15 protein-coding genes are annotated in these 16,813 nt (G+C 38.9%); 11 read left to right on the top strand and 4 right to left on the bottom strand.

What is annotated here, in order from left to right:
* Nucleotides 1–209: 209 nt before the first annotated feature.
* The 10 genes from rpsT (at nucleotide 210) to gpsA (ending at nucleotide 11,832) form a co-directional block, all read left to right on the top strand.
* Nucleotides 210–476: a 30S ribosomal protein S20 gene (rpsT, locus tag AC0QT1_RS00135; protein ID WP_473199975.1), complete on the top strand. Its 267-nt coding sequence runs from the start codon at nucleotides 210–212 to the stop codon at nucleotides 474–476.
* A gap of 704 nt (nucleotides 477–1,180) precedes the next feature.
* Entirely contained in the window at nucleotides 1,181–2,752 is a 1,572-nt protein-coding gene (dnaA, locus tag AC0QT1_RS00130) for a chromosomal replication initiator protein DnaA (protein WP_473199976.1), read from the top strand.
* Nucleotides 2,753–2,938: 186 nt separating this feature from the next.
* Nucleotides 2,939–4,060, top strand: a complete 1,122-nt coding sequence (gene dnaN / locus AC0QT1_RS00125; RefSeq protein ID WP_473199977.1) for a DNA polymerase III subunit beta — start codon at nucleotides 2,939–2,941, stop codon at nucleotides 4,058–4,060.
* Nucleotides 4,061–4,080: 20 nt separating this feature from the next.
* Entirely contained in the window at nucleotides 4,081–5,214 is a 1,134-nt protein-coding gene (gene recF / locus AC0QT1_RS00120) for a DNA replication/repair protein RecF (RefSeq protein ID WP_473200033.1), read from the top strand.
* Between the two features lie 51 nt (nucleotides 5,215–5,265).
* A complete protein-coding gene (gene aroQ / locus AC0QT1_RS00115; RefSeq protein WP_473199978.1) occupies nucleotides 5,266–5,730 on the top strand; it encodes a type II 3-dehydroquinate dehydratase in 465 nt (154 codons plus the stop codon).
* A 115-nt stretch (nucleotides 5,731–5,845) separates the two neighbouring features.
* The gene (cyoA, locus tag AC0QT1_RS00110) at nucleotides 5,846–6,817 is read left to right on the top strand and encodes a ubiquinol oxidase subunit II (protein WP_473199979.1); all 972 of its coding nucleotides are present in this window, start codon (nucleotides 5,846–5,848) and stop codon (nucleotides 6,815–6,817) included.
* A gap of 73 nt (nucleotides 6,818–6,890) precedes the next feature.
* A complete protein-coding gene (gene cyoB, locus AC0QT1_RS00105; protein ID WP_473199980.1) occupies nucleotides 6,891–8,909 on the top strand; it encodes a cytochrome o ubiquinol oxidase subunit I in 2,019 nt (672 codons plus the stop codon).
* Entirely contained in the window at nucleotides 8,906–9,571 is a 666-nt protein-coding gene (locus AC0QT1_RS00100; protein WP_473199981.1) for a cytochrome (ubi)quinol oxidase subunit III, read from the top strand. The genes cyoB and AC0QT1_RS00100 overlap by 4 nt, the downstream gene beginning before the upstream one ends.
* The gene (cyoD, locus tag AC0QT1_RS00095; protein ID WP_473201379.1) at nucleotides 9,571–10,383 is read left to right on the top strand and encodes a cytochrome o ubiquinol oxidase subunit IV; all 813 of its coding nucleotides are present in this window, start codon (nucleotides 9,571–9,573) and stop codon (nucleotides 10,381–10,383) included. The genes AC0QT1_RS00100 and cyoD overlap by 1 nt, the downstream gene beginning before the upstream one ends.
* A 426-nt stretch (nucleotides 10,384–10,809) precedes the next feature.
* The gene (gene gpsA, locus AC0QT1_RS00090; protein WP_473201378.1) at nucleotides 10,810–11,832 is read left to right on the top strand and encodes an NAD(P)H-dependent glycerol-3-phosphate dehydrogenase; all 1,023 of its coding nucleotides are present in this window, start codon (nucleotides 10,810–10,812) and stop codon (nucleotides 11,830–11,832) included.
* A 274-nt stretch (nucleotides 11,833–12,106) separates the two neighbouring features.
* On the opposite strand, the gene fabI is transcribed toward gpsA, so the two are convergent.
* The 3 genes from fabI to fabA are packed head-to-tail and all read right to left on the bottom strand — an operon-like array spanning nucleotide 12,107 to nucleotide 14,747.
* Nucleotides 12,107–12,925 (bottom strand): enoyl-ACP reductase FabI, encoded by an 819-nt coding sequence (gene fabI / locus AC0QT1_RS00085; protein WP_473199984.1) that lies wholly within the window; start codon nucleotides 12,923–12,925, stop codon nucleotides 12,107–12,109.
* A 51-nt stretch (nucleotides 12,926–12,976) separates the two neighbouring features.
* On the bottom strand, nucleotides 12,977–14,197 hold the full coding sequence (gene fabB / locus AC0QT1_RS00080) for a beta-ketoacyl-ACP synthase I (RefSeq protein WP_473199985.1): 1,221 nt from the start codon (nucleotides 14,195–14,197) through the stop codon (nucleotides 12,977–12,979).
* 40 nt (nucleotides 14,198–14,237) lie between these two features.
* The gene (gene fabA, locus AC0QT1_RS00075) at nucleotides 14,238–14,747 is read right to left on the bottom strand and encodes a 3-hydroxyacyl-[acyl-carrier-protein] dehydratase FabA (protein WP_473199986.1); all 510 of its coding nucleotides are present in this window, start codon (nucleotides 14,745–14,747) and stop codon (nucleotides 14,238–14,240) included.
* Between the two features lie 228 nt (nucleotides 14,748–14,975).
* On the opposite strand from fabA, the gene irrA reads away from it, so the two are divergent.
* The gene (gene irrA / locus AC0QT1_RS00070) at nucleotides 14,976–15,470 is read left to right on the top strand and encodes an iron response transcriptional regulator IrrA (protein WP_473199987.1); all 495 of its coding nucleotides are present in this window, start codon (nucleotides 14,976–14,978) and stop codon (nucleotides 15,468–15,470) included.
* Nucleotides 15,471–15,540: 70 nt separating this feature from the next.
* Here the strand turns inward: irrA and AC0QT1_RS00065 are convergent, their stop codons facing one another.
* Nucleotides 15,541–16,110, bottom strand: coding sequence for an SH3 domain-containing protein (locus AC0QT1_RS00065; RefSeq protein WP_473201377.1), 570 nt, complete (start codon nucleotides 16,108–16,110; stop codon nucleotides 15,541–15,543).
* Between the last annotated feature and the right edge of the window lie 703 nt (nucleotides 16,111–16,813).

Below are 16,813 nucleotides of genomic sequence, written 5' to 3'. Positions count from 1 at the left end.
ATCTTTAAACCTTTAAAGGAAGTGTTCAGAAATTTGGCTTTATCTTTTTATGCTTATCTTTGAAAATTTGATTGACGTTAGCTTGAGGATTGCGTTATAAACCATACGGTTATCAGCTGCTTTATAATTTTATTGCTTAGCTTTATTTAGATTGGTAGAGATTTTGTTTGGACTAATCCTATCTGATGCTTTGAAAGAGAGAGATATTTATGGCGAATACACCTTCTGCGCGAAAGGCCGTGCGCAAAGTTGCAGCACGCACACAGGTTAATAAGGCCCGTCGTTCGCGCGTTCGTACTTTTATGCGTAAGTTTGATGATGCTTTAGCTGGTGGCGATAGGGCTTCTGCAGAAATAGCGTTTAAGAATTTTGAACCTGAAATTATGCGTGCAGTTTCCAAAGGGGTTTTTCATAAAAATGCTGCTGCACGAAAAGTATCACGTTTGGCAAAACGTTTAAAAGCTCTTAGCGTTTAGACTTTTCCATTCTTACTAAAAGAACCAGCATCCGCGTGGGTGCTGGTTTTTTTTGCTTATTTTTTTAAAAAACCAACCTTTTTAGGGAGAGAAATCGGTAACGATTCTCCTTCTTAAAAGGAGAGAAAATGCGTAGATTTTGTATGGTTATCCACAAGCTCTGTGGATTTTTACAGAGTCTTTTTTGTCAAGTATTTTTATTTTTTTTTTTTTATCTGAAAAGATTCTTTAATTATTGGTAAATTTAGAGAAAAAAAATGAATTGAATCAATAATTTTTCTCATTTCTTATTTTTATGATCAGCTTTATGGCGTTTTTTAGGGCCTTTTGATTTCATTTTGACCTCTTGCATTCTACCTCTGCTGTTTTGTATGGTTCTTGTGGAGACTAAAAACATATAGGGGTTACATCAGCTTGTTATCTTGTTCTATGCTAAATGTAAGATGCTTTGAGTTAAGCTATATAGGCTTTCATGGGGGACGGCATGTTTTTTGAGTTTTCTATTAGTCTATTTGCCATTTTAGAAGAGTGGGTCGCATTGTGAGTACAAGTAAATCTTAATTAGTCATCTTTGTTGGTGGGATTGTAATGAGGCTATCCTAGGGGAGGGTAAGTAATCTTATTGGGGTAGGGCGTTTTGCCTTTGCTAATTTGAATGTTAGCTGTTTGGTAGAACAATTTTTTTATTTTTATCAGGATGAAAGATGGTGGATAAGTTGAACTCTAGAGCTAGTTCCTTTAAAAGGGTTTCGGTGAATATCCTGTCGGCAGAGAAAATAATCAAGAGTAATATGACGGATAGGAGTGGGGCAGCTGATATAAATGCCTCTTTAGAGTATCCTATTATATCAGAAGAGGCGGGAGCAGCGGCTTTTGCGCGTGTGATGGCGCAATTAAAGGTGCAGGTTGGTATTGAGGCTTATACAAGTTGGTTTGGACGTGTGAAGCTTGCTGAATATAGCCGTAATCTTGTAAAGCTTTCTGTTCCTACAGCGTTTTTGCGATCATGGATTACCAATCATTATGGCTCTCTTTTGACCAATTTATGGAAGCAAGAGAATTCAGCGATTCTTCGTGTTGAAGTTATCGTTCGCGGTATGAAGCGTGTTTCAAAAGGTGTCGTTTGTAGAACAAGTACAGCTCCTGTTATTTTGGAAGAGCATGTGGAGCTACCTTTTGTTGAAAGTTGCTCTGAACATCCAGTTAAGAGTCTTCAAACTGGTGTTTTAGGTTCACCCCTTGATTCTCGTTATACTTTTGAGAGTTTTGTGGAGGGTTCTTCTAATCGTGTTGCTTTAGCGGCTGCTCGTTCGATTGCTGAAGGGCACAAGAGTGCTTTAAGGTTTAATCCTCTTTTTATTCATGCATCTGTTGGTTTGGGAAAAACACATTTACTTCAAGCTATTGCGGCAGCAGCGTTGAAGCGTTTAACGTCTGCGCGGGTTATTTATTTGACCGCTGAGTATTTTATGTGGCGTTTTGCGACAGCTATTCGTGATAATGATGCTCTTTCTTTTAAAGAGCAGCTTCGTGATATTGATCTTCTTATTATTGATGATATGCAATTTTTGCAAGGAAAGTCGATACAGCATGAATTTTGCCATTTGCTTAATATGTTGCTTGATAGTGCAAAACAAGTTGTTGTTGCGGCGGATCGTCCACCAGCGGAGTTAGAATCGCTAGATCTTCGGGTTCGGTCTCGTCTTCAGGGAGGAGTAGCTCTTGAAATTGAAGCACCAGATTATGAAATGCGTTTAAAAATGCTGCATCAGCGGTTAAAGGTGGCGCAACAAGATGATGGTATGATTTCAATTTCTGATGATATTCTGGAGTATATTGCTAGAACAGTTTTAGGATCGGGACGTGATATTGAAGGGGCATTTAATCAGTTATTGTTTCGTCAGTCTTTTGAATCTGATTTATCTTTAGAACGAATTGATGAATTATTAGGTCATTTGACACGTTCTGGCGAACCTAAACGCATTCGCATTGAAGAAATTCAACGTACGGTTGCGCGTCATTATAATGTTTCTAAACAGGATTTGTTATCTAACCGTCGAACGCGTACAGTTGTGAAACCGCGACAAGTTGCAATGTATTTAGCCAAAGTATTAACGCCTCGCTCATTACCAGAAATTGGACGTCGTTTTGGTGGACGTGATCATACAACAGTTTTACATGCCGTACGCAAAATTGAAGATTTGGTTTGTGGTGACCAAACATTGGCCAAAGAGCTTGAATTGCTTAAGCGGTTGATTGGAGAGCAGGCAGTATAATATTTTACCTCTCTTTAAATGCACTTTCATAGAGAATTAGTAACAATAACTGTCTTTTCTTATCCAGCAGTTACTTGCTATTTTAAAAGAGGAAGAATAAAATTTGGTAGGTGATTCTTAAGGGGATAGGTTATTTTTAATCTAGAGAGTTTTTGTGGTTTTTTGTAAATTTGTAACGGGGATTTTATGCGTATTACAGTTGATCGCAGTCAATTTCTTAAATCTCTAGGGCGTATTCATCGTGTGGTGGAACGTCGTAATACTGTTCCTATTCTATCGAATGTATTGATTGATGCAGACAACGGTAGTGTGCAATTAAAAGCAACGGATCTTGATTTAGAGATTACGGAATCTTTTAAAGTCAATGTTGAACAGAGTGGTGCAATAACTGTTCCGGCACATTTGTTGTATGACATAGTTCGAAAGCTTCCTGATGGCAGTGAAATCATATTATCAGTTGATGAGAATCAAGCGCGTACAATGTCTGTTGTTTCAGGGTGTGCGCATTTTCATCTACAGTGCCTTCCCAAAGTAGATTTTCCAGAGTCACTTCCAGGGCAGTTTGGTTATCATTTTTCTCTACCGGCTTCAGGGTTAAAGCGTTTACTTGATTGTACGCAATTTGCTATTTCTACTGAAGAAACCCGTTATTATCTTAATGGTATTTATTTCCATGTTATTGATGATGGTGTTTTAAAGTTGCGTTTAGTTGCGACTGATGGTCATCGTTTGGCGCAAGTTGAGATGGAAGCTCCTTCAGGTGTTGATGGAATGCCGGGTGTTATTATTCCTCGTAAAACTGTGGGAGAATTGCAAAAGCTTCTTTCGGAAGAAATTGATGGTGATGTGTCTGTAGAGCTTTCAGAGACAAAGATTCGTTTTTCTGTAGGTTCTGTGATTTTGATATCAAAGTTAATTGATGGAACCTTTCCAGATTATCAACGTGTTATTCCTCTTGGAAATGATAAAAAGTTGGTTGTTAATAGGCAGGATTTTTCTTCTGCGGTTGATCGTGTTTCAACAATTTCAAATGATCGTGGGCGTGCGGTGAAGTTAACGATTGAACATGGACAATTGAAGCTTATTGTTAATAGTCCCGATTCAGGAAGTGCGGAAGACCAGTTATCAGCGGCTTATACATCTGCTCCGCTTGAGATAGGTTTTAATTCACGTTATCTTTTGGATATTGCTGGACAACTTTCGAATGATGAAATGGTTTTTATGTTGTCCGATGCTGTAGCTCCAGCTCTAATTCGTGATAATGATAATGCAGATGCACTTTACGTGTTGATGCCGATCCGCGTTTAGGGACAGTTATTTTGCAATACATAGCTGGTCATGTGCACAAAGTGGCAGTGAGGCAGCTAAAGCTTGTACGTTATCGCAATTATGCTTCCTTTAATATTCATTTTTCAGGTCAGCATGTGGTTTTTACCGGCCATAATGGTGCTGGTAAGACGAACCTTTTAGAGGCTTTATCTTTTCTCTCACCTGGTCGTGGTTTACGACGTGCCGCTTATTCTGATATTAGTTTTGCAGATGGCAGGGGTGGAGGATTTGTTGTTTTTGCACGTCTTGAATGTGCTCTTTATGGGGAAGTAAAGATCGGGACATCTTTGGAAGTTGGTGAGAGCAGTCGAAAGGTTCATATTAATGGTGTGAATGAGACAGGTGATTGCTTAACAGATTATTGTCATATTAGTATTCTGACACCTTCTATGGATGGGCTTTTTACAGGTCCTTCACTTGAGCGTCGACGTTTTTTGGATCGTATGGTTTTGGCTATTGATCCTTTACATAGCCGCCGCATAGCAGATTATGATAGGGTTATGCGGGCACGTAACCGTTTGTTCTTAGATGGAAATGAAGATTATGCTTGGTTTGCTGCTTTAGAAAAACAAATGGCAGAATTGGCAACAGCTATTGCTGCGGCGCGTATTGATGTTGTTCGTCTTTTAAATGACATGTTTGCACAAACACCATCACAGATACCTTTTCCGCGTGCTTTTTTGCAAATTGATGGTTTCTTAGAAACAGCTCTTAGTAAGATATCCGCGGTTGAGGTTGAAGAGCAATTTTATAATCGATTACAGCATAATCGGGCAATAGATCGTGCTGCTGGGCGGACATTGGAAGGGCCACATCGCACAGATTTGCAGGTTTTTTATGCTGATAAAAATATGGCTGCAACATCTTGTTCAACAGGAGAGCAAAAAGCCCTTTTAACAGGTTTGGTTTTGTGTCATGCGCGTTTAACAGGCGAGATCTCAGAGAGAGCCCCCATTCTTCTTCTTGATGAAATGGCAGCACACCTTGATCTTCATCGCCGTGCTGCTTTATTTGATATTCTTGATGATTTAGGTGGGCAAACATTTATGACAGGAACAGACCGTCTTTTATTTGATGCCTTAAAAGGACGAGCAGAGTTTTTTGAGATTAAGGATGGAGCTTTATTGAACTAAAAGACATGCTGAATTTTTTATAAAGTAATGGTTGAACGGAAGAGGCTTATTATGTCTACAATTATAACGATTTTAAATGGTCCTAATTTAAATTTTCTTGGGAGACGAGAGCCAGAAATTTACGGAACTGAAACTCTAGAGGATATTGAACAATTTTGCAAAGAATGGGCAATAAGGACTGGTGTAATAGTTCATTTTCATCAAAGTAACTGTGAAGGCCAATTGGTAGAATGGATACAGGCAGCGATTGGGATGAGCGCTGGTTTGATCATCAATCCAGCTGCTTATAGTCATACATCTGTTGCGCTTCTTGATGCATTAAAAATATTTTCAGGTCCCAAAGTAGAGGTTCATTTGTCTAATATTTATCACCGTGAGTCTTTTCGCCAGCATTCCTATACGTCTACGGCTGTAGATGCGGTCATTGCTGGTTGTGGGAGTGATGGATATTGGTTTGCGCTTGAATATATTGTTAAGAGACTTAAATCCTTTTTAAAGGGGTCAAAAATTGTATAATATTGATGAGGCCATTTGAATTTACTTGATAATTGTTTTTAAATAGGTAAGCATATCATTGAGGTTGCGTCGTTTTTGATGCTAACTTCTGATATGTAAAGATGGGGCAGGTGAAATGAGAAACTTTGTTAAACAAATAAAGATGCTCGTAATTTTAGGGGTGGCGTTGCTTTTATCTGGTTGTAGATTTGACGTTATTCATCCAGCAGGATATGTTGCACGGCAACAGCTTATTTTGATTGTTATTTGTGTTGCTGTTATGCTTTGCGTTGTGATTCCAGTGATGGCAAGTGTGGTATATTTGGCCATTAAGTACCGTGCATCGAACAGTGCAGCAGAATATTTACCTGAGTGGGGGCATTCGAATAAAATTGAAGCATTTATGTGGGGCATTCCAATTGCTATTGTAATGGTTTTAGGTTCTTTGACAGCCTATTACACCTATGAGCTTGAACCAGAGAATCCGCTTCCAGTTGAGGTTGTTGGTGAAGGGAAGCCGTTACAAGTAGATGTGGTAGCTCTTGATTGGAAATGGCTTTTTATTTACCCTGAATATAATATTGCTTCGATCAATGAAATTTACGCTCCTAAAGGTCGTCAAGTTTTGTTGCAGTTGACATCAGAAAATTCTGTAAATGCCTTTTGGGTACCAAAGCTAGGGACGGTTCTTTACGCTATGCCGCAGATGAATTCTAAGTTGCATCTGGTGGCGGATGAGCAAGGAATATTCAAAGGAACCTCTGCGAATTATAGTGGTGATGGTTTTGCGAAGATGCGCTTTAAATGGTATTCTGTGTCTCCGCAAGATTTTGATAACTGGATTGCTAAAGCTCGGTCTCATGGACGAGCTCTTGATCGTGCATCTTATCGTCAGCTTTCTATTGCGCCTCGTATGGGTGATATTGCTGCGAAAGAAAAAGATGCTGAAGTCCGTTATTTTGCGCCCATTGAAGAACGGCTTTATTACCGGATTGTAAATCGATGCGTTGATGAAAATACCGTATGTAATGAAGACTTAATGAAGCGTGCTGCGGCTCAGACACTTTGGGGTGCACTTTGTTCTGTTTTTGATCCTGGTGCCATTTAGAGCATCAATAGAGAAAGCGACCTTTGAAAAGAAGGTTTCTTTTAACTGAAATTCATTTGATATGGGTTGAGAAATGTTTGGAAGACTTACAGATCCTACGGCAGGTGCTTTTCATGCACTTGCACATGAGCCGATCGTTTTATACACATGTATTGCGATTGTTTTGGTTGGTTTAATTGCAGTTATTGCTTTAACAGTACTTGGGTGGTGGGGAGTTTTATGGCGAAATTGGATTACAACAGTTGACCATAAACGCATCGGTATTATGTATATCGTTCTTGGTATTATCATGCTTGTTCGTGGTTTTGCCGATGCAATTATGATGCGGACACATCAGGCTATGGCACTTGGGAGTGAAGCGGCGGGATATTTACCACCTGATCATTTTGATCAGATTTTTTCGGCTCATGGCACGATTATGATTTTCTTCATGGCGACGCCGATTTTATTTGGTCTTTTCAATTATCTTATACCGCTTCAAATTGGTGCTCGTGATGTTGCCTTTCCCTTTGCTAATAATTTAGGATTTTGGATTACAGCTGCAGGAGCAATATTGATTAACATATCCCTAGGTGTTGGTAATTTTGGTCGCGGTGGTTGGTTGATGTACCCACCTTTTTCTGAGTTGCAAGGGAGTCCAGATACAGGGGTAGATTATTATTTATGGTCACTTCAGCTTTCTGGTATTGCAACGACGATGGGGGCAATCAATTTTGTTGCAACCATTATTAAAATGCGTGCTCCTGGGATGACAATGATGAAAATGCCTGTTTTTTGTTGGAGCGCTTTTGTTAGCAATGTCCTTATTTTAGTTATTTATCCTGTTTTGACTGTAGCTTTTGCACTTTTGGCATGCGATCGTTATTTGGGTATGAATTTTTTTACCAATGTTGGTGGCGGAAATCCAATGGTATGGATTAACTATGTTTGGATTTTTGGTCATCCTGAAGTTTATGTTTTGGTTGTTCCTGCTTTTGGGATTGTTTCTGAGGTTGTATCGACTTTTTCTTCAAAGCGCCTCTTCGGTTATACTTCAATGGTATGGGCAATGTTGGTTATTTTAATTCTTTCCCTTGTTGTTTGGGGACATCATTTCTTTACAATGGGTGGAGGAGAGGCTGTAAATACTTTCTTTGGTATTGCAACGATGATCATTGCGGTTCCAACAGGAGTTAAAGTTTTTAATTGGTTGCTGACTATGTATAAAGGTCGAATTCGTTTTGAGCCTCCAATGCTTTGGTGTATGGGAATGATCTTTACGTTCGTTGGTGGTGGATTAACCGGCGTTTTGATGTCTATCGTGCCTGCTGATTGGCAGTTTCATAATTCGCTCTTTTTAGTGGCGCATTTTCACCATACAATTATTGGTGGTGTTGTTTTTGCTTATTTAGCAGGACTTGCTTTTTGGTTTCCAAAAGTTTTTGGTTATAAACCAAATCGAATATTGGGTATTGCGTCTTTCTGGTGTTGGTTCATTGGTTTTTACCTTGCTTTTTTTCCAGTTTATGCACTTGGTTTAATGGGAGCTACACGTCGTCTCCAACATTACATGGAACCTAGCTGGCAGCCCATGTTTATAATTGCTGCGTTGGGTGCATTCATTATTTTGCTTGGTATTCTTTGTTTTGTGCTGCAGGTTGTTTTGGCAATTTGGTATGGTATCAAGCATAAGGGACACTTACCGGTAACATTAAATGATTCTTGGGGTGATGGACGTACGCTTGAGTGGTCTATTTCTTCACCTCCTCCTGCTTACAATTTTGCAATAATTCCAGAAGTACAGACGGACGATGCTTATTGGAATATGAAAAAAAATGGTTATCAGCGTCCAACAAATGGGTTTTCAAAAATCCATATGCCTTCAAATACATCAGCAGGGATTATTGCAGGCTTCTTTTCTTTAATCGTTGGTTTTGCTCTCGTTTGGCATATTTGGTGGCTTGTTGCGATCGGATTAATTGGTTTCGTGGCAACGCTTGTGTGTCATTCGTTAACCGGTGATCATCATGGTTACTATATTCCAGTTGAAGAAGTGCAAAAAACTGAGGATGTTTTTACAGCTGTTCTTAAAAAACAAGGAGCAACAGTATGAATACGATGACAATGAATAATGCTCATATTGATGAACATCATCACGACAGTAGCTCAATAATGACATTTGGTTTTTGGGTCTATATTCTTTCGGATTTGATACTGTTCTCGACACTTTTTTCAAGCTTTGCTGTTTTTTCTGCTTCTTATGGTGGAGGAAAACCCGGTAATGAATTTATTGATTTAAAGTTTGTTTTAGTTGAAACTGCTATTTTATTATTCTCATCAATTACTTATGGGTTTGCAATGGTGCAAGCGTATAAACGTAATCTCAGTGGTGTGCGGTTGTGGATGGCTATCACCTTTGTCCTTGGATGTTGCTTTATTGGAATGGAAATTTACGAGTTTCATGAGCTTTTAGGTGAGGTATTTTATTACGATCCTGGTGCTTATGCTGGTATTGATCCTACAACAGGTTTACAGCTTTTTGGACGAGAGGTTCTATCCGCTTACTGGTCAGCATTTTTTGCTTTGGTTGGAACCCATGGTCTTCATGTAAGTGTTGGTCTCCTGTGGATGGTCGTTATGTTTTTTCATCTTCGTCGTAATGGCTTGGATCAGGACAATAAAACGCGTTTGGTGTGCCTTTCAATTTTCTGGCATTTGCTTGATATTGTATGGGTTGGTGTTTTCACTATGGTATATCTATTAGGAGCATTGTAATGAGCGTGCATAACGAAACACATGGACCCAGTACTGGTTCTTATTTAATCGGTTTTATTTTAGCTGTATTTTTTACAATGGGTTCTTTTATTCCTGTAATGTATGGAATGATGGACAGTTGGGCAATTAGCACAAAGGTAATGTACCTTATTGGGATGGCGATTATTCAGATTATAGTGCAAATTGTTTTCTTTTTGCACTTGAATTCTGGTCCAGATGCCAAATGGAATTTAAGTGCTTTGTGGTTTGCAGCTATTTGCGTTTTTATTATTATTGGAGGCACGTGGTGGGCTATTTCTCATTTGAATTATAATATGATGGGTGGTTCAGGGCGTGTTATTGAGCCAAAAATATTAGGTAGTTCTGCATCAGTGTCAGAGCAATTATCAAATACGCAAACTTCTATAGAGCAAGCGTCGGGAGTGAAAATGCCTATGGAACAAGCACCAGGTGTTGAAGTGCCCGTGGGACAAACATCTGTGGAGCAGGCACCAGGTGTTGAGATGCCTGTGGGACAAACGCCTATGGAGCAGGCACCAGGTGTTGAAATGCCTGTAGGGCAAACACCTATGGAGCAGGCACCAGGTGTTGAGATGCCTGTGGGACAAACACCTGTGGAGCAGGCGCCAGGTGTTGAAATGCCTGTAGGGCAAACACCTATGGAGCAGGCACCAGGTGTTGAAATGCCTGTAGGGCAAACACCTATGGAGCAGGCACCAGGTGTTGAGATGCCTGTGGGGCAAACACCTGTGGAACAAGCACCAGGTGTTGAAATGCCTGTGGAGCAGGCACCAAATATGCCACTCCCGTAGAGTAGTGACAAAGAGTAAAAAATTCGTGGGGCCAGTGCTGAAAGCATTGGCTCTTTTTGTATATGTGTGAGTTACAAAACAGTTTTTAGGATATAAAATGGGTAATAGAAAGATGATAAAAACAGGGGTATAGAATCCAGAATTTTGAATACATTTTTATTCTGAAATGAGAAAATCCATAGATAATGTACTGTTACCTTAATTTTTTGATAAACGTGTTGATTATAGATTGTACAAAAATAACATTGATACAATTCAGTACAGAAAATATGAGGAATTAAAAAAAATTTATGTCGTGTGAGGTGAAGCCAAAAAAAGAGAGTTTTCAAATTCGGTGAATTTATATTAAAAATATCTTATTTGAATCTATTTACAATAATAGCTTACAATGCGAATTAAAGGTTTGGAGAATAATTAGAAAATTTAATGAAAGCAATTTCGATAACAGTTATTGGTGCCGGTTCTTTTGGCACTGCTTTGGCTATTGCTCTTGCCCGTAACGGCCGTCGTGTTTTACTTTGGGGATATAATCCTCATCATATCAAAGAATTACAGAAATATCGCTGTAATCGGGCTTTTTTGCCTGATATTCAATTTCCTGAAAATCTATCGCTAGAAGATTCTCTTGAGATCGCAATAAGGGCAAGTCACAATATATTGATTGTTGTTCCAAGTCATGTATTTCGTCAGGTATTGTGTAATATCCATCCTTATTTGGATCAGCACTCACGTATTATTTGGGCAACCAAAGGTTTAGAACATGGTACGGGACGTCTTTTACAAGAAGTTGCTTGTGAGATTTTAGGTGATAAAATTCCTTTAGCTGTCTTTTCTGGACCAACGTTTGCTAAAGAGCTTGCTATTGGCTTGCCTACAGCAGTTACAGTAGCGGCTTCTGATGCTGAATTTAGTGAAGAACTCCAGCAACTTTTTCATTGTAGCAAAAATTTCAGAGTTTATAAAAATTCAGATATGATCGGTGTCCAATTAGGTGGAGCAGTTAAAAATGTTATTGCTATTGGTGCAGGTATATCGGACGGTATGGGATTTGGAGCAAATGCTCGCATAGCTCTTATTACACGAGGATTAGCTGAAATTAGTCGTTTAGGCATTGCTATGGGCGCTGAACTTTCCACATTTATGGGTATGACGGGCTTAGGTGATCTAGTTTTGACATGTACTGATAACCAGTCGCGTAATCGTCGTTTTGGAATGCTGCTTGGAAAAGGAATAAAGAGAGAAGAAGCAGAAAAACAAGTTGGTCAAGTTGTTGAAGGTTATTTAAATACTAAAGAAGTACGTACATTAGCGCAACGTATCGGGGTGGAAATGCCAATTACAGAACAAATTTATCAAGTTCTCTTTTGTGATAAAAGCGTAGTTGAAGCAGCCAATGCATTACTGAGCCGGACACTTAAAAATGAGAGTGATGAGACAGTAAATTTTTAATTATTGAAATAGATAAGAGATATGATGTAGTTACAACAAAAACTTAATAACGAGTTGTCTTGATCATTAACAAAACCATCACTTTAACCAATGATGGGTTTCTATGAGGCAGTTGTTTATGCAGTATAATTTGAGCTGTTTTCTAAGTCATATCTTCTAAAGAGAAGAGATATTTTTTAATTATCTATAGCATTTACGTTCGAAAAAGCACGCAATACACTTTTAAAACGTTACGATGATTACTTTTTACATTTTTCAACAGTATTATGGATAGTTATTCTCCTTGAGATTCTTCACTTTGTTTTAGTTCTTCAAGTGTTGGCATAGACATAATGTTATAGCCTGAATCAACATAATGAATTTCACCAGTAACGCCTGACGATAAATCAGAAAGCAGATAAAGAGCAGATTTTCCAATTTCATGGATGTTTACGGTACGCCGTAGTGGCGCATTACGGCGTTGATATGAGAAGATTGCACGCGCAGATGCAATACCGTTTCCTGCTAATGTCCTAACAGGTCCAGCAGAAATTGCATTCACGCGAATATTTTGAGGGCCAAAATCTGCTGCTAAATAGCGTACCATAGCTTCTAAAGCAGCTTTAGCAACACCCATAATATTGTAATTAGGAACAACTTGCTGTGACGCTCCATAAGTGAGCGTTAAAAGCGCGCCTCCATTGGGCATAAGTTTACCAGCACGTTGGGCAATTTCAGTAAAGGAATAGGCTGAAATAACCATTGTGCGTTTAAAATTTTCGCGTGTTGTTACATCAACGTAACGCCCTTTTAGTTGATTTTTATCTGAAAAACCAATGGCATGAACAATGAAATCGATAGTTCCCCATTCTTTTTCAAGATATTCAAAGACATAATCAACATTTTCAATTTTTTCTACATCGCATTCAAGCAACAATTTGCAACCGAGTTTTTCTGCTAGTGGTTGAACCCGCTTTCCGAAAGCATTTCCTTGATAGGTAAAAGCTAATTCAGCTCCTTCTTGTGCTAGTTGACAGGCAATCCCCCAAGCAATTGAATGGTCATTTGCAACCCCCATAATAAGGCCACGTTTGCCCTCCATCAAACCTTTCATATTATTCTCCATAAGACTATGCTTTTTTTCGATCCGCTAAAAACTTTTGTTTTACACATAGCGTTGGAAAACGAGCGTTGCATTGGTACCACCAAAGCCAAAAGTATTTGATAATACAGTATTAAGTTGTTGGTGATCACGACGTTCACGAACAATAGGCATATTGCTAAAAGCTGGATCAAGCTCTTCAATATGGGCACTCTCGCAAATAAAATTATGATTCATCATTAACAGTGTATAGATTGCTTCTTGAACACCTGCCGCCCCCAAAGAATGACCAGTCAGAGATTTTGTAGCGGAAATTGGTGGACATTGATCACCTTCCCCGAAAATACGACGGATCGCTTCTATTTCAGGAGGGTCACCAACGGGTGTTGCTGTTGCATGGGGGTTTATATAATCAATTTTATTCTTTACCGTTTCAAGTGCCATGCGCATGCATCGTTCTGCTCCTTCACCAGATGGAGAAACCATGTCGTGTCCATCGGATGTTGCACCATATCCCACAATCTCTCCATAGATTTTTGCACCGCGTGCTTTAGCAAGTTCTAGCTCCTCAAGAATCAAAACACCCGCTCCACCAGCAATAACAAATCCATCACGATTGATATCATAGGCACGTGAAGCTTTTTGGGGTGTGTCATTATATTTACTCGACATGGCACCCATAGCATCAAATAAAACAGATAACGTCCAGTCTAGATCTTCGCAGCCTCCAGCAAAGATACGATCTTGCTTGCCATATTGTATCAATTCGTAAGCATTGCCAATACAATGGTTAGAGGTGGCACACGCCGAAGAGATTGAATAGTTCACGCCTTTGATTTTAAAAAAAGTTGCAAGCGTCGCTGATGCGGTAGAACTCATTGCTTTAGGTACAACAAAAGGACCAACGCGCTTCGGGCCTTTTTGGCGTGTAATATCAGCGGCTGCAACGATTGATTGAGTCGAAGGTCCTCCAGAACCCATAATGATACCAGTGCGCTCATTGGATATTTCATGAAGCTCTAAACCCGAATCAACGATTGCTTGATCCATGGCAATGTGATTCCAAGCAGTACCACGTCCGTGAAAGCGCAAAGCACGCCGATCAACCAATTCCTCTATATCAATATCAGGTTTGCCATAAACTCTGCTACGGAAGCCTAATTCGGCATATTGGGGTGCATAAGAAATCCCAGATTTTGCCTCATACAAACTGGTTAAAACAGCTTTAGGGTTATTTCCAATTGCGGAGACAATTCCCATTCCGGTTACAACAACGCGACGCATTCATACCTCCTTGTTTATGTCTCTTCTCATGGAAATAATTTCAGTCTTCTTTAAATAAAGCAACCCGTAAATCACTCGCTTTATAGATGGCTTCTCCATCTGCTTTCACCCATCCGTCTGCTATTCCTAGGACTAAATTTCCACGCCGGATACGTTTAAAATCTATCCCATATTCAAGGAGTTTTGTTTGAGGAGTTACCATGCCTGATAATTTTACTTCCCCTGTTGAGATAGCTCTTCCCTTCCCTGGTTCCCCTAACCAACCGAGAAAAAAACCTGTTAATTGCCACAAACCATCTAAACCAAGACATCCTGGCATAACTGGGTCACCTATAAAGTGACAGTTAAAGAACCATAGGTCTGAAGTAATGTCAAATTCGGCACGAACCATCCCCTTATTGTATTCACCTCCAGTTTCACTAATTTGAGTGATTCGATGAATCATTAACATAGGCGGTGCAGGTAACTGTGCATTACCCTTACCAAACATTTCGCCGCGAGCGCAGCTTAGAAGCTCTTCATAAGTGTAGCGAGACTTTTGTTCAGTCATTGTTACTCCATTTATTTGCATATATTTTTACTTCTGCGCTTTTCTCAACCTACTTTTAGAGCAAATTTTAAGGAGAGGGAAATGATTTTATATCATTTTTAATGACAAAAGCCCTTTTTTATGTATCCTGCGCGGGTGTTATTTAAAAATGGGTAAAAAATTATACCATATTGTTTCTATTTCTTGTATTTTAACCTCCTTCGAATAAAAATACAGTGTGGTTTTAAAATGACAGTGAGCGCAGATAATTTAAGTTTGAATGAAAAGCAACAGCCTGCAAAAGATTGTGAGAAGGTTGTGCGTTATTGTTCTATGCCTATGTTGGAAAAGTGTTTGCGTCAAAATGGTTTACGGCCAACACGCCAGCGGTTACAACTTGCTAATATGATTTTTTCTCAAGGGAATCGTCATATTGCTGCTGAAGAGCTCTATGAAGAAGCAATAGCATTGGGTGTACCTGTATCTTTAGCCACTGTTTATAATACGCTTCATCAATTTACAGAGGCAGGGTTATTACGGATTATTGCAGTAGAGGGTTCGAAAACTTGGTTTGATACCAATACATCTGATCATTATCATTTTTATATAGAAGGCGAAAATCGTATTCTCGATATTCCTTGCAACTTGGAGGAAACTCCAATCATTGCAAATTTGCCTCAACCACCAGAAGGTATGGAAATTTCACATGTTGATTTGATAGTTCGGTTAAAGCCGAAAAATTAACCTGATTGAGTATAGAACAGGAAAAATTCAGCAAGCCGTAAAATTTCAATGTGTTTTGTTTGGAAATTCACTAACCTTTAATTTTTTCATCAGGGTAGATTCCCCATAATTGGGGTTGAGGAAGCCATCCGCGGATGTTATTAATACTTAGTTCACACCAATGTCCATCGCATTGGCGAATGTTAGCGATAACATTAGGTTCTACTTCTGCCACAAGTTCTGCGTCATCTGTTGGTTTTTTGCGGAGCATCAGTCTTTTAGTTTTATCTTTTTGCCATGGGACAGTTATAGCGGTTCGTTTTCCTGATAAAAGTGATTGGTATATCCAACCCTCGTCACCTTCGGCATCACGAATTTTACGCCATTGATCATATTCTTGGATGATTTCAATCGGCAACCCCTGTTTTCTATAGGTAAAGATGATAGAGTAATTGCTTCCCGGTCCGATGCGTACATTAACACGGGTCGGTTTAATGGAAGCAAACCGCGGAAGCGGTAAACCACTTGGACCTAAATTTTGCCCTAAATTTTGATTGATTGTTTGGGCGTGCAAAAAGCGAGGAGAATTAAATCCAAAGACTTCTACCATTAGGATGCTTAATGCGAGTGTTAAAAAGCGAAACCAACGAGGACTTTGCACACTGAAACCTTTTATCTCTTCTCTATATTGCAATCTAAGATCTGGAAAATAGAATTGAAAAATAAATTAAAGCTATGGCATACCTCTAGTTAAAGAGATCTAAACAATGAGAAAATTTTTACGAAAAATGCAATAAATAACACAAAAGCTTGCTTTTCTTAATGTCTATTTTGTTATTTGTAGGGGATTAGTAAATCGATATTCGATCCTCATGCGGTCGTATGCTTGAGATAAATCTTACAACGATTGAATGTGTTGTAAATTACGTCACTTTTTGTATAACAGAAAGGATTAAAATGTGTAGCTATCTACAGGGTTTATTTTTTAAACGGCAGCCATATACACATTACATATTATGATATGATCAAAAAACTGCTTAATGATAGGTTAATAAAAAAGAGACATAGGATTTTAAAAAGCAGTTTTGGAATAGGTTGCAACATACATTTCATGAGGCATTTAAGTGAAAAAACATGCTTATTGAGAGCAAGCCAAGATATAATAAGCGAGTTTAAATTTTGTAGATCGTAAAAAGAGTGCTTCTCAATCTCAATGTTTTTTGCAAGCTTTGTATAGGTTTGGGTAGCGTTATGATCTGATTAATTGGGAATGCTGTAATATGCTAAACCGATAGATTAAGACAGATAAGACTATGTACGCCTATATCAATTTCAGATCATTCTTGGTAGAAGCGGACGACATT

It is taken from the genome of Bartonella sp. P12B (assembly GCF_055796185.1).
Note: the sequence above shows the minus strand (reverse complement) of the source record. Positions and strands in the feature narration are given on the sequence as shown.